Below are 21,095 nucleotides of genomic sequence, written 5' to 3' on the forward strand. Positions count from 1 at the left end.
GGATTATAGTTCTTAAACAGTTCTTAAACAGTTTTTAAATATCCTTCAAATAGTTTTTTCCCCATTCAAACATGTCAGAATAAGTTTGTTCTATTTCTATAGAAAGCGATTTAAATTCAAAATTATTTAACCCCAAAAGATAACACAATGGTATCAATAATTTATGTTCTTCGTCAGTCAAGGAGTCTTTATTTAGCAAATCATCTACAAACTCTCTTAATGATTCTCCTAAACTATCAGTGTATCGATACCAATGATCTGTTCTAGGAGCTAAAATCTTATTAAAAAAAGTTTTAGATTCTTCAGAATCATCCAAAAGAAGTTTAAATAGAAAATGAATGCCAAACTTTAAGGTATTATTAGGTGATCTGCGACGTATCATTTCAACAAAAAGTTTCTCATATGGACCTTGGAAAGAAAACATCATAGTCTTTACAAGTTTTAAATCTTGTTCAGTAATCTTTGTATCATCTAGCATAATAATATTTTGAAGCAATGTAAGAGGATACCAAGCATTAGATTTTATTAAATCAAAGAAAGTAGGATTAGCAGTTTCTTTTGATGCAAAGAAAAGATATTTTCTAAGCCCCTCAGTAACAGGATAATTGTTTTCTTCATTTGTAAGCTTATTAATCAAATTTACAGCCAGCTCTGAATCTTTTTCATAGAGTACAAGTAAGTGGTTAGCTATTAAAAAATCTCGCATTTCGTCATACGTAAAACTTATTTTCGTAATCAGTCTTGTTCTAATCCCCTCACTCACGTCTGTAGTCAATTTATAAAGAATACTTTCTTCAACTACTTTATCTAAAAATGTCACTTGATCTGATGATAATTCGTTAATTGTTACTTCACTAAATGTGTCATATTTAAGCATAGATTCAATTATGATATTTAATATACGATCGAATTCTAGTTGTTCAGATGTGTTTATACAAATTCTTTCTTGTTGCCTATTTAGATATCCATTAAATAATTTAGCTAGATTTAGATGTTCAATTGATAATAACTCACTTGGTGATTCCGTAGTTTCATTGCCATAGGTTTCCGAAAAAATCCTTAGTAGAAGTTTATCACTAACGAGTTGTTTTTTAACATCAGAACCCAAACGACCAATCTTTATATTAAAGAATTCCATATATCCATCAAACAAACGTTTGTCAATTACAGAATTACTCGAATAAGATTCTTTAAGATTGAACTTAACAATATTAGGATCCTGAGCTATTTTTGTAAATCTTTCTTTAAATAATTCATTCCTTACAGACATTATTATTCGCACATATGGATACATTTCAAATCTCTTAATTAAACTATAAATTGAGTTTTCAAAATTATGTGGATCTTTTATTTCATTGATTCCATCAATAACAATTATTAGTTGTTTTCGCCTATATACCCACATTTCTTCTAGTGCACTAAAAAATAGTGTTGGATCATTTCCAAAAAGTGTGATTCTCAACGCTTCAAAGCTTGTTAGTATATTATCTTCAATTATATTCGAGACATCAAATGCCATGACGGGAATAGAGTGTGCAGCCAAAAAAGTATTTATGAAATCACAAAGAAAATTGGTTTTTCCTTGTCCTGCATCCGCCATAATAATTGAGTTTTTAATATTAAATGTCGATAACTTTTCAGAAATATCATCTAAAGGGAAATGAAGTCCATATTGACTTCCAAAAAAAGCTCTAGTAAAATCAAATTTTTCATTTTTAATACCAAAACTATGATCTAGCTTTCGAAGTGAATGACTCATTTCATCGACTATCTCTTTGTTCTTTTTCGGTATCTCAAAAATGGACTTTACATCTTGATGATCCAGTTCAATTAGTGATCTCTTTTTTAAGGCCTGAAGCCCCATCGTGGATAATTCATAATTCATCGAGTCTAAATTAATATATTGATATGTTTCTATTGCTTTATTGTATAATAGTGCAGGATGAGCTATAAAGCGGTAATTTTCTTTGGTTTCATCAGTTTCAATAAAAATTTGAGGGATATATTTTCTACTATTTTTATTTCTATAGATGAATTGTTTTGAAATAGAAAATAGTTTTCTTTCAAAGTCATCTAATACCCAAGAATTTTCTAAAAAGTCGTAACTTTCTGCAACTTTAATTAAACCATTTCGAATACCTAGTACACTACGAATTTGTGGTGAAGCAGTTTGACTAGTTACCATACCGATAATCATGTCGTTTAGGAAAATTGGACTTCCAGATGCCCCTTGCAAATTGGTTGAGTGTTTATCTAAATAAAATTCGTAATCTTCACCACTTAATGTTTGATTTTTAATTATCCTAGCACTGTCACTTTTGAACCAATGACCTAATATTTGATAGCCTTCACTATAGCTAAAAAATGCATATTTGCCTTGTGGAGGCAGCTTAGTTTCTTTTACAATTCCTTTAAAAATTTCAGATCTGTATTGCAATAATTCAAGCAAAATAATATCATACTCTTCGTCTTGATAAATTATTTTCGCTACCTTGTCTGCAGAGTCTGCATCACTAGCAATTTCAATGACTATTTGATCATCATTCTCATACTCTTTTAATAAATGCTTAGCGGTTAAAAATAAATTCGGTTTTACGAAAAAACCCGTATTTGAGTTTTTTTCAACCCCTTCACTATTCAATAACTTAACTGAATGAATAAACTTTTCTACTTCAATCATATGAACTCCTTATAGTAATGTATTTCAAATTTACTTCATTAGGGAAAACAAGTTTGCACCCTAATTTCTCGCGAAAAACATCAGAATATTCAGCAATTTTGGGTATGAAGTAATTGAAGTAAATAGCGCATCCTGGATTTTTTTTAGCAATCTTTGCAAGAACATTCAAACTTGGATGATTATCATATTTTATGCCATCTGTAGAAATAAAAAACATATTTGACTCAACATGATCTATCCAACTCCAATTATTTCTAATACTTCCATGATGAGAAACTTTAACACCAACAAATTTTTTATTTTTTCTTTGCTTCAAAACTTTTTCTATAGTTAGATCATCTGAATCAGAACAATATAAGAATTCAAATCCCTGTGAACTAATAATAAATGAAATAGCCGCTCTATTAATGACTGAAGTGTCATTTTCAGGAGGTTCAATAGATAATAGATCTTCAATTGTATTGTTTGATAGAGAAATTTGCTCAGTACCATTTCGACTATCACCAATAGAAGATGTAATTAGTTGATAATTCTCAAAAGCTTCAACAATCTCATTATCTACAGCCTTTGTTTTTCGTTTCAAAGAAAATTCTAATTCTTTTTCCCATTTTGTTTTCAGACAATTTAAATCACTTAATTCTGGAGAAATAATTGTGATAGTAATTTCTTTATGAATCAATATAGGTTCACTATTAGCAACTATTAGATCATGTCCTGAATTACGTATTAAATCGCAACGATTTTTTAAGAGGGTAGACAAAGATTCGCCTTGTCTCCGACTAATTTCTTTTCCATTATTCCTATCCTCAGATATGTAAGAAAAATCTGCTGCTAATTTTCGTTTTTCAGAAAATGTTAAGTAATCATTAGAACAATGTGTAAACAATTCATAGAATCCATTGTACCAAACATCTTTGATATGGGGATAGCTTTCAACTAAAGGTAGGATTCCTTCAATATGATCTTGATCATAATGAGTACATATAACTATATCTAATTCAATATGATTACTGATTAAAAAATTTTCTATATATTCCTTATATGTTGAGGTATATCCGCCATCGACTAGGATATGCATACTGTCTACTTGGATGAGTACAGAGTCTCCACCTCTAGCTGGAAATTGAAGAATTTTTATCATTATGCACACCCCTTGGATATTTATTACACAAAAAAATATTCCGTTTATAACAAAAAATTGATTGTTTCATAGGAAGTCAATATAGGACAATAAACTGAATTTGTCCTACATAGACCATATCTAGAAAATTTCTTTATACTGTTTGATTATATCTTTCTTTACTACTTCTACACACTACATTTACAGCATTTCCAATAACTTGAGTAGAGTTTTGAAAATATCTTTTTTAACGTACAAAAGTATATTACTCAATCCTCTTTCACGTGTAAAACCTTTCCTTCTCAATTTGAAGGAGGTTGGAAAGTCAAATCTGAGTTGCTATATTATATTATAGTGCATTTCCTTTTGAATTTGAAGGTTATATGGAACGTCATTTAAAGGTATAACAATTAATTTTCAAGAAACAATCGGCACTATTTTTGCTTTCACTAGATAAATTGACTACGACAGACATTTTGAAACCATAAAATTTCAAAACATCTGTCTTCTTGATTATTCTTTTAAATATTTATCAATATCAAACGACTGTACTGCCACAATAAATTGAGCAGCCAGTTCTTGATAGCAATCTTTGTTCACTTGTTTTGAGTAACGCCGTGAATGATTAATAATGGACGGCTCAAAAGAAAAGAATAATTCGAGCAATGGTTCTTCATCTCCATTTTGTGCTTTTTGAAGAAGTGGAACTAAATTTACTGTCATAATATCTCCACCTTAATCATTAAGTTTGGATTTTCAAACTTTTTTCGGTGGAGATTTGTTACAAAGAGCAATCTTTAAAGCAAAAGAAATTTCTTTAGCTTGGCAAAAGCTTTGCGCTTTTTTTTAGAAATCATTTGGCTGCTTACATGCAGTTTTTTCCCAACCTCTGCATCTGAAAGCTTTTTTGAATATTTTTCACTAAGAATAAAAAGTTCTTCATTAGTTAAGCATGAAAGACTTGAACAAAGTTGCTCACACTCGAACTTCTTTTCAAAAATCTCTTCTGGAGTAAATCCTTTTTCAGCATGCCACAACTTTCCTGTTTGTTTACGTTGATTAAATTCTGTTAATTCTGTAGATTCGTGAGAAAATATTTTCCCTTGACTTTTATAAAAGGTATCTGCTTGACGTTTTAAGGTAACAGTAACATAACGAATAAAAATATAGGTAATATCCATTTCTGTCTTTATATCGCAAACACCTCCTACAATTTAGGCAGACGGTATTGCCAATAACCACGATAAGCACGCTCAATAGGTAAAGACCGCTCTTTTAGCATTTTGGGTAAAATATTGCAAGTCAAGTTTTTATAAGAAATGAATAACTCGTATTCTGTATTCAGTTTTTTTAATAATTGCTGATTACTTAGAGGTACTGGACTCTGCTTCAAAATAGCCAAAATATTTTTTGATGTACGATCAAACGGGACATGATGATGCGTTTTATTTTTGCTAAATAAATAGTCTTGATTCCGTATTTTTTCTCGTTCCATTATTGAGACCGATCTTTTGATTTCAGAAATTGTGTTTGTAGACGATTGTTCTGAAATGATTAATACATCCAAGCGCTCTATTAGTTCATCATAATATCTATTAATCTCCCTTCTATTATTAATAAGTTTTTGTAACAAATTATTAATTAATTTCTTTTCTTCCCGAACATCTAACATAATTATCCCTCCTACTTGATAAATAGAAAGATGTTCTCTTTTTGAAACCTAAAATAAATAATAACTTCACATTTCATTCAGACTTTATTAAGTGTGCTGCACTTATTTCGTAAATTCCATCACAGGAAATCATATAAAGAGGTATTTTTTTATTTTCATATAAACCAATCAAATGGATCTTTCTGAATAGTAAATACAAAAAAAGTGCAAAAAGATTTTAAGCTTCCTACACTTTTAAAACTATTCAAAATATTATATTTTGTATGTTTCTAAAAATTTTTCTTTACTCCATTCTTTTTCTTCTCTATCTTCTTCATAAGCTCTAATCATAACTATAAACACCGTAGCCATTATAAACGCTCTCCCATTCAGTAATACTTTTTACTAACACTTAAAAATGAGAAACTATTCAAAATCAGCATGCCTTTTAAACATGGTTTCTGAAGTCTCCCCCAGTTCATCCATTAAGTTTAAAACCATTCCATCAAAGGTCAAAAAAGCCAATTGTTCAAACGCAGACCCCATTGGTTGAGCAAAAGAGGCTGTTTCTCGATCATTTTCTTCTTTCGTAGTACCTGGTAAAACAAGTACTACGTCAGCTAATTGACCAATCGTTGACTCTTTTTTCATCGTGACCAAGGCTAAATCAATACCACTTTGTTTCGCTTTTTCTGCCAAGCTTTTCAAACTACCAGTCTCTCCTGATCCAGAACAGATAATTAATAAATCTCCTGGTTTGGAGTGAGGAGAACTGATCTCTCCAACAATACTAACTGAAAAGCCAATATGCATTAATCGATTGGCAAACGCTCGAATCGCAATTCCTGAGCGACCTGCACCATTCAAAAAAATATGATTTGCTTGTTTAATTTGTTCAACAAAATGAGCAATCTCATTTGTATCTATCCTTTGTGCATTTTGAGTGAGTTCAGCTAAAATATCTAGTGTGTAGTTTTTCATAGGGTTCTCGTCTCCTTTAGGCAATCGTTCTTCCACCATCCATTAGAATGGTTTGTCCTTGAATATAGGAATTAGCTGGATCTGCTAAAAATATTGCTAAATTGGCAACATCTTCAATGGTTCCAAAACGTCGAACTGGAATTTTATTGATAACTGCATCTAAACTTTCTTGGGTTGGATAATTTACGCGCATCATTTCACCTGTATCAATTAGACGAGGAGCGATAGCATTGACATTAACCCCTTTAGGTCCAAGTTCTTTTGCTAATCCACGTATTAACCCTTCCCCACCAGCCTTAGACGCTGGGTATGATACACCACCGCCAGTTCCACTTAAAGCTGATCCTGAACTGATATAAACAATTGAACCCTGATTATCTAAAAAGTCATTATAAAATGCTTTTACTGTATTAAATAGCCCAGTTAAATTGATGCTTAATGTTTTGTTCCATTCTTCGAAAGAAATATCATTTACTTTGTTTGCAAAAGCTACTCCAGCATTTAAGACAAGAAAATCAATACGGCCAAATTCTTTGAACACTTTTTCGCGAGCTTCTGTCAAAGCAGCTGGATCTGAAACATCCGCTTGAACAAATAACGATTTTACATATTTATTTGTAATTTCTTCTGCTGTTTTTGTTCCTGTTTCTGGATTATAATCCACGATTACTGTATTTGCTCCGGCTGCTGCAAACTTTTCTGCAATTCCTTTACCTATTCCATGTGCTGCCCCAGTTACTAATGCGACTTTCCCTTCAAAGTTTCCCATTACGGATTCTCCTCTTTCCATTGATTTAGTTTTGATGCTGATTCTCACTAATTAACTAGTGAGAATCACATCTTTATTTTCACTTGACTGCTTCTTTTAATAATTGATATTGTGCTTGTTTATCACCTGAGAATAATGCTCCGCCAACAACAATCAGTTCTGCTCCGGCTTTCACACACTTTTCTGCAATTTCTTTATTGACTCCACCATCTACTTCAATGTCAATTTTGCGATCCCCAATAAGTTGTTTCGTATTACGGATTTTTTCTAAACTTTTTGGGATGAAAGATTGACCTGGTTGACCTGGATTAATCGTCATAATCAAAATATAGTCAATGTCATCCAGTAAATATTCCAACACGACTTCTGAGGTTCCCGGATTAATTACAACACCTGCTTTACGTCCAGCTTGACGAATTTTTTGCAAAATAGAATGGATATGTGGTGTTGATTCATAGTGCACAGAAATCATTTCTGCTCCCGTTGCAAGAACATCATCAATATGATCTTTCGGATGTTTGACCATCATATGAACATCAAAAATCATTGTAGAATTTTTTTTCATTTCGGCAATCTGATTGGGACCAAATGCAATATTAGAAACGAAATTTCCATCCATTAAATCCACATGTAAAATTTGTGTATTTTCTTCCTCTAAAAAATTGATATCATCTTGAAGGTGCATAATATCTGCACCAAAAATTGAAGGTAAGATTTGTGCCATTTTTATTTCCGCCTCTTTCTTTTTTACTAATTATTCTTAAAAAATAGTTGAAAGCCAGTAAGTAAGGATACTCCATGGACCTGTTAACACAAAGTCTGTTCCTTGCCCTTTCAGACCAACTCCAGCACCATTTAACATCTCTGTTGCACCTGGTGCTACATAACCACCTAAGTACATGACAACTACACAGAAAAGAACAGTTGTTAGTATTGAGCGCAACAAATTTCCTTTGCTTGCCATAACCGTCATCACAGACATGTAGATTACAGACATTAAAATACCAATTGGGAATGTTTTAACTCCCGGTAACGCTAACGCACAAAGCATCACCAACGGAATAGAGATAACTGTTGTTGTCGTCGTCGTTGGATCGCCTAGTCCTAAAGCTACATCCATCCCAATATTCAAATCTGCGTCTTCGCCCATTTGTTTGGTCATGAAATCTTTCGCTGCTTTACCAATTGGTGATAGCCCATCCATTAATACGCCTACTACACGAGGCATTAAGACCATTACACCGGCAACCCCCATCCCCATAGGAATAATTGTAGTAATATCTTGTCTTGTTAACAAACCTAAAAGCACCCCAACAATCGTTCCAATGATTACAGGTTCACCTAATACACCAATTCGTTTATTTACACGTTCCAAGCTAATATCTAATTTGTTTAGCCCTGGAATGAAGTCAATCAATTTGTTCATCGCCCAAGCAACAATTAGTGTCCAGCCTGTATGAATAATCGTGGTACAAGTCGTTCCTTCTAAGCCATAGTATTCTTGCCACATAGGTGCAACCCAATCTCCGACAAACAAAGCAAGAACAGATAAAATAACGGTTACAGCCAAACCGATAAAGAAATTATCAAAAATGAAGTAAGCCAGTGCACCTGGTACTAGAAAATGCATGTAATTCCAGATATCAACATTCAATGTTTTTGTTAGTTTCAAACGTACTAAAATCAAATTAAGTACAAGACCAATTGGAATAGCTAAACCAGCGAATGGTGCCATCCAAGAAGCCGCTCCTACTGCTGGCCAGCCAATATCTGCAATTGTGAAGCCAGTTCCCATTTCTGAATAATAATCGACTGCTGGTGACAATGAATCATTCAACAAGCCAACAACTAATGTCAAACCGATAAAACCTACTCCAACCGTTAACCCAGCTTTGATTGCATCCCCCAATTTCATTCGGAAAACTAACCCTAAAATAGTAATAATAATTGGTAAAATTGCTGAAGCACCCATGCCAGTGATGGTCTGTACAATATTAACTAGTGTATCCATTCTTTTTTCTCCTTTATAGTGAAATACAAGACTGTTGGGACATCTAATCACCGATTCATTTCTCAATTAAACATCGACACTTTTTTTATGATTATGGTAAAATGAACTCAGCTTTACTTTTGTATGCCGTTCCGCTTTGTTTTCGAGGCAAAAGCGGAACGTTTTTTATGCGTTTTGAATTTCTTTTAGTTTCTCTAATAACGTATGTTTAAGCTTGTCTTCATTAATTCCAGTAACAAATCCCATGATACTCATCAACGGTACATCTAAATTTCCTTTGAAATTATTCGTAGTCAACACGATATCTGCATTTTTGCTCATTGATGGTAATTCTGTCATGCTACATTTGTTCAAACTAATGTGAATCCCATGTTCTTTACATAATGCTTTGACTTCATCTGCTGCTATGGTGGATGTGGCAACTCCACTTCCACAAGCTACTAAAATATTTACTTTCTTCATCTCTTTTTCCTCCTAAAATTTATTTTTCAACAGCAATTGCTGAAATTTCCTTCATCACTTCTTCCGATGTTTTTGCAGCCTTTATTCTATTTACAAATGTTTCTTGTTGAATCACACCTATGACCTGTTTCAAAATTTGAAGGTGTTGCGTGCCATCGTTTAAACCTAAAACAAAAAATAAAGCAACATCAATTTCTTCCTCTGCATCTTCCATTTTCTTCATTTTAATGGGTTGTTGGAGTGTAACCACTGAGATAAATGATTGCTTAATGTATTCTGGATTCCCGTGAGGAATGGCAACTGTGTGTGTGCCCAAATCTAGACCAGTTGGATAATTTTCTTCTCTTTCAACAATAAAGTCATAAAATCCTTCATTGATGTAGCCTCTTTCTTGGAAGATTTCTGATAACTGTCTAAATAAGTCGTTTCTATTCGAAATATCTAAGTTGAGAAGAATTAATTCTTCTTTGACATATTCTTTTAACATGAATAACGCTCCTTTTCATTTTTTAGTGAGTGGCTAACTCCTTGACTAAAGAATAAACGCTTTCAAAGCAAATAGCTATTTCCTTTTTTCACAAAGAATGTAACTATTTAAGAACCAATTGTGATGAACGAAAAAGAAGCAAGGAAATTAAGCATTCCTTGCTTCTTTTTCAGAGAACCGCTAATAATTAAATAAAAAATGTCCTAAGAATTTTTATCATTAGTTGAAAAATTTCGTATTGCTTTACTTATTTCATTTACATCTTCTAACTTAACTAATTCTTCAATGAATTCGGCATCATTTGCCATTCGATTGATATGATATAAAATTGGTAGGTGACTGGTTTTATCTGGCGTTGTTAATAAGGCAACTACATGGATTTTTTTCCCATGATAAGTAATCCCTTGTTTTAAAACGGTAATAAACACACCCAACTTCTGATCAACAATCGCTGGATCAAGATGGGGTAGTAGAATACGCTGTCGTAACATAATATAGGAAGGTTGATCAAGGTATTCTTGCAGCAAAAGCTCATTATAGTCTGAGGAAATAATTTTTTGATTAACCAATGCCTGACTGGATTGATTAAGAATACTTTCCCACGAAAGCCGCTCTTCTACTAATACAATATTCTCATTTTTAATCATTTGCAGAAGATCACCCTTAGAACTGTTTTCAGTAATAGTATTTGATTTCTGTTCACTCAGTAATAACGAATCTAAATCCTCTTTCAATTTTGTTTCCAGCTTTTCATCCAACGAAACATACTGTTTCAAAACACTTATTATATCTGTCGCTCGAATACTGTCAAAATCTAAATGGAAGATATCCTTAATGACATCCTGACGTAGTTTCAATTGATCACTGTTAGTCAGAATTTCATTCATTACATAAACTTTTTTTTCTGACTTAACTGGCACAGTGGAAAACACGATATCATGAGGCAGCATAAATTTCTTGTACTCACGTATTGAGTTTGTTGGATAAAAAAGAAATTCTGGGAAAATTTCCTTTAATTTTTGCTCAATCAATTTTGACATAGAAATGCCATTCGGACACAAAATCACCGCCTTAATTATTTTCTCTTCCAAATCATTGTGATCATTACTAATCAAATGTCCACCCACAAATAGCGTAATATAGGCAATTTCTTCATCTGAAATCTCAGTTTGGAAAAATCTTTCCAACGGGGAAATAGATTGACATACAAAATTGTGTAATACATTGTATTCTGATCGAATTTTATCATACAGAACATTTCCTGTTGAAAGATCATACTTAATTCGATAATATGCTGGCTTAAAATGGTTTAATAACTTTATCAGTAAATCTTTTTTATCAGACAACACCAACAATGTGTTCACTTCAAACTCTGTTAGAAACTCCCAAAGTGAATTGGCTAATAGAGGTAAATCTTTTTTCGCGACCATCCCTTTATTACGAACATTTGAACTTAGTAGCTGTAAAGAGATAAAGACTTTTTCATCTTCAGGTAAGTCAGGAAAATCTGTAGTAATATAAGAGAGAGACTGATATTCTTTTGTGTGTTCAATTTCCTCTCTTTCCTGAATACGACTACTGTCGATCATTTGTCCTCGTTCTATTCTTACAAATATTGAGGAAATGAAGTAAAGTAAAGGATAAAAATCTTCATCTGTATATTTCACACCCAAAAATTTTTCAATTTTTAGAACATCATTTTTAACACTATCCAGATATTTTTGAGAACTCTCCAATAGTTGAACAGTGACATTATCACCATAGTTTTTATAAATCTCGATAATCGAATGAAATAAGGCGATCCGTTTATCCCATTCTTCTCCTACTATCACATACCCCTTTTTACGTGAAAATTCTATTTCAAGATGGTATTTCAGCAATAAAGTTTTCGCTTTCTTAATATCTGCTAAAGCAGTATTTTTACTGATTTGAAGTTCAATACAAAAATGGTCTAGGGACAACTCTTCAACCCTAGTTAAAATCATAATCAACAGTAAATGGACTCTGTCTTCTTTCGAAAATATGATATCTTGAACAGACTGATGAATCGTTAAATAATCAGCCGATTCATTCTTTGCATAGTAGTAGCCATTTCTTCTTTCAATCAATGGTAATCGTTTTTCTGATAGTTTTTCATTGATTGCTTCTATACTATAAGCTAATTGTCTGGAAGATAATTCAAGTTCGTTAAGTAACTCCGCTTCTTTTAAACTTCGATGTTTGATTAATTGTCGAAGGATTTCTTGATCACGAGCACTCATTTTAACACAACCCCCTTTACAAAAATAATAAGCGCTTTCAGTCGGATTATCTATTCTTTTCAGTCCAAAAAATGTATTTTTCTTCATTTCAATTGTGATAATCAAATAAAATTGGAAAAATCATTAATATAGTAAGCTAACTCTTAACTAATAAAAACAAACACTAGATCAAAAACAGTCAATTATTCCAAAGTAATACGCTAATATCCTAATTAAGATTGTTATGCTAGATATATTTAAGACGACAAGTAAGCATTCAAATGTTTTCAAATCAAAAAAGCCACTTACAAAAGAAATAATGAAAAACAACTTCTTTTCATATTATCTTTTGGCAAATAGCTTTTTTCACCCTATTCTAAATCAGCATGACGCGTTTTCATCGTTTGATTTGTTTCTCCTGTTTTTTCCATTAAATTTAAGATGATACTATCATATAAAAATAAACTAGTCTGTTCAAATAAAGACCCCATTGGTTGAAGAGCTTCATCCTGAGACTGTTTTGACTGTGTTGGAATAATCACTACTTGATCAGCAATTTCTCCTAGTGTAGATGATGAATTTGTTGTAAACAATCCGATTACAACGCCATTATCCTTTGCAATTTTTGCTTGATTAACAAGACTAGTTGTTTCTCCAGAACCTGAGCCAATTAGGAATAAATCACCTGATTTAGTATGTGGTGAACTAATTTCTCCGACTAAGCTTACTGAATACCCTAAATGCAATAATCGATTGGCAAATGCTCGAATCATCAAACCTGATCTACCTGCACCTGCTAAAAAAATATGATTTGCACCCTGAATAGCTTTTGTCATCCGATCCACTTGTTGATCAGATATTTCATTTCCTATCGTCAAAACTTCATCAATAATCTCATTAAAAAACTTCATTTTTTTCCTCCTAAAATCGTGTATATTTTCATATTTCACTAAATGAAAGACGGATGGAAAATACCATCCGTCTGATTTTATTCAGCTAATTTAGTCAGTAAATATTTTTGAACAGTATCAGTTTCTTCATTTTTACATGTATCTACAAACTCTTCATCTTGGAATAAGCCAATAAGTTTTCGCAAAATACCAATGTGTTGATTTCCAGAGGCTAAGGCTAAATTGAAAACCAAAGAACAACCCACTTTCAAATCTTTGTCTTCCATTCTTCCGAATTCGACTGTGTTCTTGATTCTTACCACACTGATACTGTCTTTATTTACTAAATCAGAGTTTCCGTGAGGAATAGCAATTCCATCTCCATTAGCTAGTAACAATCCTGTCGGGAAGTCAATTTCTCTTTCAATACAAGCGTCAATATACTTAGCATCAATATTCCCTTTTTCGACAAGCTTTTCTCCAGCTGTTCTAATTGCTTCTTGATAAGTTGTAATCGTATCTTGTCCATTACTTACAATAACATCAATTGCCATCTTCTATCCCTACTTTGTGATTTCTTCTTTTACAGCATCAAAAATTTCATCTTCACCTATACCTGTAAGTAAGCCAGCACCAACAATCACTTTTGTTGTCACATCAGGATTATCAATTTTTGTAGATGAAACAACTAAATCATAGCTATTATATTTATCAGCATTACAATCCATAAGAGATGATTTTTGTACATCAACTCCACTAATCCCTTGTTCTTTTAAATAGTCTTCTAATACAGAGACCATAATTGATGATGATGCAATTCCATTTCCGCATACTACTAAAATCTTTTTGTTCATGATAAAACCTCGCTATCTATTTTTATTTTTTACTATACTACACTGTTGCATCATTTTGAAGCTGAGAGCGTTCTTTCTTTTTCAACAAGTATCCTACTGAAATTAAGATCGCTCCAATCAAGATAAAACCAATTAAACCAATATGACTTGCAGCTGCAAACAATCCAGTAAATGGATTTGCTGAAGGGTTAAGTGAAGAATACATCACATTTTTTTGTGCACCTGCACCAAATTTTTGGAATAACTCGTTTGTTGCTGGCGTCATCCATGAAGCAATGTATAATCCACCACCAAACAAGATAACTGATGATAACCAAGTACGAATAATATTTCCCTTAAATACTGGTACCATACATGCAATAAAGAACACAAACTGTGATAAGTCTCCCAAAGGCATTACTCTATTTCCAGGAAGAATAACCGCTAAAATAACCATTGCAGGAATTAATAGTAGAGCTGAAGAAATAACTGATGGGTTTCCTACAATTAGAGCTGTATCCATCCCTACAGTAATGTCACGATCTGGGAATCGTTTCACTAATTTTTTGCGTGCTGCATTTGAAAGTGGAACAAGACCTTCCATCATAATAGAAGTCATTTTCGGCAGTAACAACATAACTGCAGCCAAGTACATTCCTAATTGTACACTTGAAATAATCGTTTGATATGGACTTGTCCAATCATACCCAAACAAACCTAAAAGTGTACCTAACAGAAATCCGACAATTGTTGGATCACCTAAAACACCAAATCTTTTTTGAATCGTTTCAGCCGTTACATTTAATTTCCTAAAACCAGGTATACGATCGAAAATCCAGTTAAATGGATAAGCAAATAATAAGTAAGTGTTGGCTACTGGGTGAGAAATTGATACGCCTTGAGGTAAACCAAAAAACTTCTCATTGTTTTTCGCACCCAAGTCAGCCGCAATTAACGCCCAAACATGGAACAAACCGGCAGTTAAAACTCCATATAGAAAATTACCAGAGTATACAGCAACAATCGCTCCCATTGAAGCATTTTGGTGAAGGTTGAAAACATCAACATTGACACAGTCTGTGATCTTCAACACAAGCAACAACAAGTTAATTCCTACACATAAAGGAATAATAATGGCACCCATACTAGAACCAAATCCCATAACGGCCGTTGCCGCACCACCAACATCAATTGCATCTAAAGAAGATCCTGTTTTTCCAGCTAAACCAGTGATAGCGGGTTCCATCTTTTCCAACATAAACCCAATAACCATTGATAAAGCAATAAAACCAATTCCCACCTTCATCGCTGATTGAATTGCTTCAGCAAGCGGACGTCCCAAAGCTACCATAAATACAAGAAAAATCAGTGGAATAAAAATAAAATTGCCTAAATCATTAATAAATTGTGTGATAAATTCCATTTTTTCGCTAGTTGACTAGCTTCCCCCCTTTTTTAATCCGGTCTAAATCCCATATTCCAAGCTACATGATCTGGTTTTTTTAGAAGTAAATTATCATTTTTTTCTGCTTCTAATAAATTGTTTTTTGAATTTTCTCTTGCAGTTGAAAATTCAAAAGGTTCATCATACCATGCATCAATAATCTGCTTCATGTATTCTAATCCATTTACACGCAAACCTAAACCTATGATTTGTACATTATTACTTAATCTTGCTCTTTTTGCAGAATAAGGATTTGTAACAGCTGTTGCTCGAATTCCCCAATGTTTATTGGCTTGACAAGTAAAACCAATTCCAGTTCCACAAATGTATATTCCTAAACGACAAACATCTTTTTGGATCAATACAGACATTTCATCTGCTAACTTAGCAAAAGTATTGACTCCATCCTCTGGTACCTGTACTGGATCATAGACAACATCAGCATTTTTCTCTTCAATCAAGTATTTCTTTATCGCCTCCTTTGTTTCAAAACCTAAGTCATCACATGCAATTGCAATTTTGGTTTTCATTTAAAATCTCCTTTCTGAATCCGTTTACTTTAACTACACTCTTATAATACAATTGGTTTTGATTGGTGTCAATAGTTTTTAGTTGGTTTTTTTCAATTTTGGAATCGCTTGAAATCAACTATAAAATAAATAAAAACAATATTGATTAGTTTTTGGTTGTTTTCACTAGGCTTTATGGTATTCTTTATGTAAGATGATTTGTTAATGAGGTGAAGTAAATGTTATTGATGGCAGAAAGAAGAGATTTGATACTACAGGAATTAATTAAAGAAGGCAGTGTTTATGTAAGTGAATTAGCAAAAAAATATTCTGTAACCTACGAAACAATTCGTAAAGATCTTACTTATTTAGAAAACAAAGGGCTTCTTATGAAAAGCCACGGAGGAGCAACGCTAAAACAAAATGCCATTGAGCATTCTTTTCAAGTACGCGAAAAAGAAAATGCTCATTATAAGAAACTGGTTGCACAGAAAGCTCTTGAACTTATTCCTGATAATAGTTCAATTGTAATAGGAACCGGAAGTACTACATTGGAACTTGCCATTCTTTTATCTATGAAGTCTGGATATAAGATTTTTACTGATTCACTACCAGTTGCAAGTTTACTTATAAGTTCAAAAAATCAAGTATTTCTTTTTGGTGGAGAATTACGTGAACCTAGTTCTTCAGTATTTGGAGGTTGGACCATTTCTCAAATTAATCAAATTCAAGTAGACTTATGTTTTCTTGGAACTGATGGCTTTAGTAATGTTGATGGTCCCACTAGCCCGTCATCTTCAGATGTATTTGTAGATCAAGCGATTATTTCACATGCTGAAAAACGCTACATCTTGGGTGATTATACAAAGTTTGATCGAAAAAGCCTATACAAAATTTGCGACTGGTCAGAGATTACTGCTTTAATTACAAACAAAGAAGCGGATCTCGAAAAAATTAGAAAAATCGAAACAATGACTCATGTAATTACTTGTTAAATTTTTAATATAGACATGAAAGACAAAGTCAAATCGTTAATAGTAGGTATACAAAAAAGTCTAACAATTTTGCTAGACTTTTTTTGTATGATTTTATACTTTTACTTTGATTTTTATGCTTCAGTAATTGGCTATTCAAAATCTGCATGTCGATTAAACATTTTTTCTGAGTTTTCTTCCATTTCATCCATTAAATTTAAAATTATACTATCAAAAGTCAGAAAGGCTAATTGTTCAAAAGCTGAACCCATTGGCTGTTTAAATTCTTTTGAATGATGCTCATTTTCATTCTTAGTTGTACCTGGTAGCACTATAATTGAAGAAGCTAACTGACCAATTGTAGAATCACCTTTCATGGTGATCAAACCAATCTTAACGCCACTTCCCACGGCTTTCTTAGCTAAAGATTTTAAGCTTTCTGTCTCACCTGATCCAGAACAGATAATCAAAAGGTCACCAGGTTGTGAATGAGGTGAGCTTATTTCACCAACAAGACTTACCTTAAATCCCAGATGCATCAATCGATTGGCAAACGCTTGAATTGCAATACCTGACCGACCAGCGCCTGAGAGAAAAATGTGTTTGGCTTTTTTTATCTCTTCTAGAAAAATTAAAATTTGTTCCATTTCAATTTTTTCAGCGTTTTGTGTCAGTTCATTAAGGATTTTCAAAACATAATTTTCCAAATTTTTCCTCCTAGACTTCCGCTAAAGCAGTTTTCAAATTCGTAATCATTTCAACTTCTTTGTTTTCTTCACCAAAAATGTATCCTCCTGATACAAACATATCTGTTCCAGCATTGGCACAAAGTTTGATTGTTTCATTATCGATTTTACCATCCACTTCAATTAAATAGTGATAATCATTTGATTCTCTCAATTGACTAAGTTCAGCGATTTTATTTACAGTTAAAGGAATAAAATCCCTATTAGGTCGACCCGGATTAATGGTCATTACTAATACTAGATCAACTTCAGCTAAAATTGGTGCTATCAATGACACAGGAGTTGCAGGATTGATTGCAACGCCTATTTTCTTTTTTTGTTCCTTGACCATTTGAATAATGTGCATACCATTATTGGTAGCTTCTGCATGATACGTAATAGAGTCAGCTCCAGCCTCAAGGAAAGCAGGTACAATTTTTTCTGGTGTTTCGACCATCAAATGTACATCCAGTAAGATGTCGGTGATTTCTTTTAATTCTTTAACAATACTGGGTCCTGACGCCATGTCAGGCACAAAATATCCATCCATCACATCCACATGTAGCCACTTTATTTCTTCTATCTCCAAGGTTTCAAGGGTCTTCTCTAAACGACTGATTTTAGAACTAAATAATGAAGGTGCTAAAATATATTCTTTCATAAAATTTATTCCCCCATGATTATCACATTAATTGTACGATCTCGTTCACGAAGACGATCCCAATCAACGAAATACACTCTACCGAGCGATCCGATTTGCAATTCTCCATCTTTTAAGATGAGTGATTGAGAATTGGTTCCATAAATAGATGCTTTCAGATGGGCATCTGTATTTAACATCACCCATTTTTCAGCTGGATAATTAGGATCGCTTAATGAAGTCCCGAAAGCAATATGTTCTGGACCTGGACTATGATATTGTCCTTCGGTTGTCATAACCGGAGCGATTTTTTCCATGGTTTCATTAATATCTACATGTAGAAAATCGTCTCCAAAATAATTCACATCATGCATAGTTTCCTCATAGAAAAATGAACAAGTTGTATGTGGGGTGGTAATGATCATCACGCCATCTGCCAAACCAGAATCTAAAGCAATACGAACCAAGTCTTCACGTAAATCATGGTACGAAGCACGACCTTCTATTGTATGCAGTTTGATTGTGTCATGTTTGATCATCTATTTCAATTCCAATCGTGTTTTTACATCTTCAAATATTTTGTCTGCTCCGATCCCAGTTAACAAGCCTAGACCATTGATCACCTTATCTTTGACTGAATCTGGAACAATCGTCGTGCTAACAACCGCATCGTAATCATCCATTTTATTCAGTTCGTCCGCAATCTTAGATTGATATATTTTGACCTGATCCGTATAGTTTTCTGCTTCTAACCACTTGTTGATTTTTGATACCGCAATAGTTGAGGTTGCGTGCCCCGCGCCACAAATTACTAATAGTTTTTTCATGAATTTCCCTACTTTCTTTTTATTGAACTTCTTGTATATTTTCTACTTTTTTCCCTTTGATTTTGTTAAAGTAAAACATTCCTGCTAAAATCACAATTCCTAAAAGAATAATCCCAAAGATACCTAACTTTTGAGCTAATAAAACAACTAAACCTGCTGGCCACAAGCCACTTAATAACATTGTAACTAGTCCTGAAGTTCCTACATCAAAGTTTGCCATTTGGAAGAGTTCTGTCACAATAGGCGCTAACCATGTAGATAAATAAAATGTCATCACTAGATACAGTGAGCAACCGACTAAAGAACGAACAATATTTCCTTTGAAATAAGGAATCATTAAACAAATCGCAAATGTGAAAAATGCCAAATCACCAAAAGGTAACACTTGATTTCCAGGCAAAATCACTGCAAGTAACAACGAGATAGGTACCAACAATAGCGATGTAGACATTACTGTTGGATGCCCAACTGTAAGTGCTGCATCCATCCCAATATTTACCACACGACCATTTAATTTTTTATCTGTAAATTCTTTGGCTGCCTCAGCGATTGGCAACAGCCCTTCCATAAACATTGCAACCATTTTTGGCATTATTTTCATAACTGCAGCTGTTTGCATACCAAGCAACCCGATACCTGCTGCATCATATCCTGCTAAAAATCCAACAACGATACCAATCAACAATCCAATTACAACGGTATCACCAAAAATCCCAAATTTTTTCGTCAAACTTTCAGCATCTGCATCAATTTTGTTAAACCCTGGAATTCGATCAAAAATCCAGTTCATAGGTTTAGCAAACAATACTCCAGACAATGCCATCATATGTGTAATTGCAATCCCAGGATAACCGAAGAATTCACTTACTTCTTTTTGTGCTGCATCCGCTAAGAACCATTGTAAAAGAACTGCAACAATTGCTCCAATTATCCCAAACCAAAAGTTTCCAGTTACCGTTTGAACTAGCATACCTAAAAAAATTGGGAACCAGAAATTCCAAATATCAACATTCAATGTTTTCGTCCAACCAAGCATCACTAAAATAAAATTCAAAATTAATGAGATAGGGATCATCAAAATTCCCAAAGAGGTTGAAAAGGCCAATGGTCCACCAACTCCTACTCCAATATCCAAAACATTTAGAGAAGTTCCAAATTTTTCACCCATTTGCTGAATAGCACTACCCAAACCGCCCGATAATAAATCTAATACTAATCCTAATCCAATATTCCCAATACCAACAGTGACCCCAGATATAAATGCTTTACTAGGCTTTAACCCGAAGAATAGTCCAATGATAAAAATAATTACTGGTAAAAAAACTGTTGATCCTAATCCAATAAACCACTGAATACCATCCATAATAACATCCATTTGTTTTTTCCTCCTTGACTTCTAATAAACTCCAGAATCATTTAGCAATTTGATAAAATCTTCTTTTGATGATAATTCTCGTAGCCTCTTAACTTTCTCATCATCAGTAAACAATGCCATTAAGTTTTGCAGGGTCTCTACTTGTTCATGAGGGACTGCCATCGCCAGCATGAATACTAAATTAACCTCGATGTTGTGACTTTTATCCGTCATATCTTGGAAAATTACTGGTTCATCCAATGAAGCAAAACAAATTTGTGACTTATTAACATTCACTGAATCTGTATGAGGAATCGCAAAACCGATACCATTGAATTCCAAACCAGTCGGATACTCTGCTTCTCTTGTTGTGATGCCATCTAAAAAGCTTGATTTGACGCATCCAGATAAATAAAGTTTTTCATACATTTTTTCGAATAATTGTGTTTGATCGTCAGGTTTGATATGAAACAAACAAAGTTCTTGATCAAAAAACAT

At 33.2% G+C, this 21,095-nt stretch carries 24 protein-coding genes; 1 reads left to right on the forward strand and 23 read right to left on the reverse strand.

Annotation, left to right across the window (positions count from 1 at the left end):
• Window positions 1–34: 34 nt before the first annotated feature.
• The 17 genes from IGL93_RS07575 to IGL93_RS07655 all read right to left on the reverse strand — a co-directional run bounded on the left by IGL93_RS07575 (window position 35) and on the right by IGL93_RS07655 (window position 16,098).
• Window positions 35–2,680, reverse strand: coding sequence for a S1 family peptidase (locus IGL93_RS07575; protein ID WP_010775920.1), 2,646 nt, complete (start codon window positions 2,678–2,680; stop codon window positions 35–37).
• A complete protein-coding gene (locus IGL93_RS07580) occupies window positions 2,673–3,821 on the reverse strand; it encodes an MBL fold metallo-hydrolase (RefSeq protein ID WP_010775921.1) in 1,149 nt (382 codons plus the stop codon). The genes IGL93_RS07575 and IGL93_RS07580 overlap by 8 nt, the downstream gene beginning before the upstream one ends.
• A gap of 492 nt (window positions 3,822–4,313) precedes the next feature.
• Window positions 4,314–4,523: a helix-turn-helix domain-containing protein gene (locus IGL93_RS07585; RefSeq protein ID WP_010775922.1), complete on the reverse strand. Its 210-nt coding sequence runs from the start codon at window positions 4,521–4,523 to the stop codon at window positions 4,314–4,316.
• Between the two features lie 74 nt (window positions 4,524–4,597).
• Window positions 4,598–4,981 (reverse strand): sigma factor-like helix-turn-helix DNA-binding protein, encoded by a 384-nt coding sequence (locus tag IGL93_RS07590; RefSeq protein ID WP_010775923.1) that lies wholly within the window; start codon window positions 4,979–4,981, stop codon window positions 4,598–4,600.
• 26 nt (window positions 4,982–5,007) lie between these two features.
• Complete coding sequence (locus tag IGL93_RS07595; protein WP_010775924.1) at window positions 5,008–5,472, reverse strand: hypothetical protein; 465 nt, start codon at window positions 5,470–5,472, stop codon at window positions 5,008–5,010.
• Window positions 5,473–5,877: 405 nt separating this feature from the next.
• Window positions 5,878–6,432: a 6-phospho-3-hexuloisomerase gene (gene hxlB, locus IGL93_RS07600; RefSeq protein WP_002368870.1), complete on the reverse strand. Its 555-nt coding sequence runs from the start codon at window positions 6,430–6,432 to the stop codon at window positions 5,878–5,880.
• Window positions 6,433–6,448: 16 nt separating this feature from the next.
• Entirely contained in the window at window positions 6,449–7,201 is a 753-nt protein-coding gene (locus IGL93_RS07605) for an SDR family NAD(P)-dependent oxidoreductase (RefSeq protein WP_002368869.1), read from the reverse strand.
• 79 nt (window positions 7,202–7,280) lie between these two features.
• Window positions 7,281–7,925: a ribulose-phosphate 3-epimerase gene (gene rpe / locus IGL93_RS07610; RefSeq protein ID WP_033789346.1), complete on the reverse strand. Its 645-nt coding sequence runs from the start codon at window positions 7,923–7,925 to the stop codon at window positions 7,281–7,283.
• Between the two features lie 36 nt (window positions 7,926–7,961).
• On the reverse strand, window positions 7,962–9,212 hold the full coding sequence (locus tag IGL93_RS07615; protein ID WP_010775928.1) for a PTS transporter subunit IIC: 1,251 nt from the start codon (window positions 9,210–9,212) through the stop codon (window positions 7,962–7,964).
• 165 nt (window positions 9,213–9,377) lie between these two features.
• A complete protein-coding gene (locus tag IGL93_RS07620) occupies window positions 9,378–9,674 on the reverse strand; it encodes a PTS sugar transporter subunit IIB (RefSeq protein WP_002368863.1) in 297 nt (98 codons plus the stop codon).
• A gap of 19 nt (window positions 9,675–9,693) precedes the next feature.
• Entirely contained in the window at window positions 9,694–10,161 is a 468-nt protein-coding gene (locus IGL93_RS07625; RefSeq protein WP_002384125.1) for a PTS sugar transporter subunit IIA, read from the reverse strand.
• A 203-nt stretch (window positions 10,162–10,364) separates the two neighbouring features.
• Window positions 10,365–12,422, reverse strand: coding sequence for a BglG family transcription antiterminator (locus IGL93_RS07630; protein WP_033789348.1), 2,058 nt, complete (start codon window positions 12,420–12,422; stop codon window positions 10,365–10,367).
• A gap of 350 nt (window positions 12,423–12,772) precedes the next feature.
• Window positions 12,773–13,312 (reverse strand): 6-phospho-3-hexuloisomerase, encoded by a 540-nt coding sequence (gene hxlB / locus IGL93_RS07635; RefSeq protein WP_010775930.1) that lies wholly within the window; start codon window positions 13,310–13,312, stop codon window positions 12,773–12,775.
• Between the two features lie 77 nt (window positions 13,313–13,389).
• Window positions 13,390–13,845: a PTS sugar transporter subunit IIA gene (locus tag IGL93_RS07640; protein WP_002368859.1), complete on the reverse strand. Its 456-nt coding sequence runs from the start codon at window positions 13,843–13,845 to the stop codon at window positions 13,390–13,392.
• A gap of 9 nt (window positions 13,846–13,854) precedes the next feature.
• Window positions 13,855–14,145, reverse strand: a complete 291-nt coding sequence (locus IGL93_RS07645) for a PTS sugar transporter subunit IIB (RefSeq protein WP_002384122.1) — start codon at window positions 14,143–14,145, stop codon at window positions 13,855–13,857.
• A 37-nt stretch (window positions 14,146–14,182) separates the two neighbouring features.
• Window positions 14,183–15,547, reverse strand: a complete 1,365-nt coding sequence (locus IGL93_RS07650) for a PTS galactitol transporter subunit IIC (protein WP_002368857.1) — start codon at window positions 15,545–15,547, stop codon at window positions 14,183–14,185.
• A 32-nt stretch (window positions 15,548–15,579) separates the two neighbouring features.
• The gene (locus tag IGL93_RS07655) at window positions 15,580–16,098 is read right to left on the reverse strand and encodes an RpiB/LacA/LacB family sugar-phosphate isomerase (protein WP_002368856.1); all 519 of its coding nucleotides are present in this window, start codon (window positions 16,096–16,098) and stop codon (window positions 15,580–15,582) included.
• A 218-nt stretch (window positions 16,099–16,316) separates the two neighbouring features.
• Between IGL93_RS07655 and IGL93_RS07660 the strand changes: the two genes are divergently transcribed.
• Window positions 16,317–17,072: a DeoR/GlpR family DNA-binding transcription regulator gene (locus tag IGL93_RS07660; protein WP_002368855.1), complete on the forward strand. Its 756-nt coding sequence runs from the start codon at window positions 16,317–16,319 to the stop codon at window positions 17,070–17,072.
• A gap of 131 nt (window positions 17,073–17,203) precedes the next feature.
• Here IGL93_RS07660 and hxlB (IGL93_RS07665) read toward each other — a convergent pair whose 3' ends face one another.
• Genes hxlB (IGL93_RS07665) through IGL93_RS07690 form a run of 6 tightly spaced genes read right to left on the reverse strand, consistent with a single transcriptional unit; the run spans window position 17,204 to window position 21,095 of the window.
• Window positions 17,204–17,758 carry a 6-phospho-3-hexuloisomerase gene (gene hxlB / locus IGL93_RS07665; RefSeq protein ID WP_010775931.1) on the reverse strand — a complete coding sequence of 185 codons (555 nt, stop codon included), beginning with the start codon at window positions 17,756–17,758 and terminating at the stop codon, window positions 17,204–17,206.
• A 10-nt stretch (window positions 17,759–17,768) separates the two neighbouring features.
• Entirely contained in the window at window positions 17,769–18,437 is a 669-nt protein-coding gene (gene rpe / locus IGL93_RS07670) for a ribulose-phosphate 3-epimerase (protein ID WP_002368853.1), read from the reverse strand.
• A gap of 5 nt (window positions 18,438–18,442) precedes the next feature.
• Window positions 18,443–18,955, reverse strand: a complete 513-nt coding sequence (locus IGL93_RS07675) for a YjbQ family protein (RefSeq protein ID WP_002368852.1) — start codon at window positions 18,953–18,955, stop codon at window positions 18,443–18,445.
• The gene (locus tag IGL93_RS07680) at window positions 18,956–19,243 is read right to left on the reverse strand and encodes a PTS sugar transporter subunit IIB (RefSeq protein ID WP_002368851.1); all 288 of its coding nucleotides are present in this window, start codon (window positions 19,241–19,243) and stop codon (window positions 18,956–18,958) included.
• A gap of 19 nt (window positions 19,244–19,262) precedes the next feature.
• Window positions 19,263–20,618 carry a PTS galactitol transporter subunit IIC gene (locus tag IGL93_RS07685; RefSeq protein ID WP_002384120.1) on the reverse strand — a complete coding sequence of 452 codons (1,356 nt, stop codon included), beginning with the start codon at window positions 20,616–20,618 and terminating at the stop codon, window positions 19,263–19,265.
• A gap of 21 nt (window positions 20,619–20,639) precedes the next feature.
• Entirely contained in the window at window positions 20,640–21,095 is a 456-nt protein-coding gene (locus IGL93_RS07690; RefSeq protein WP_002384119.1) for a PTS sugar transporter subunit IIA, read from the reverse strand.

Source organism: Enterococcus sp. DIV1328a (assembly GCF_050536905.1).
GTDB lineage: Bacteria > Bacillota > Bacilli > Lactobacillales > Enterococcaceae > Enterococcus > Enterococcus faecalis.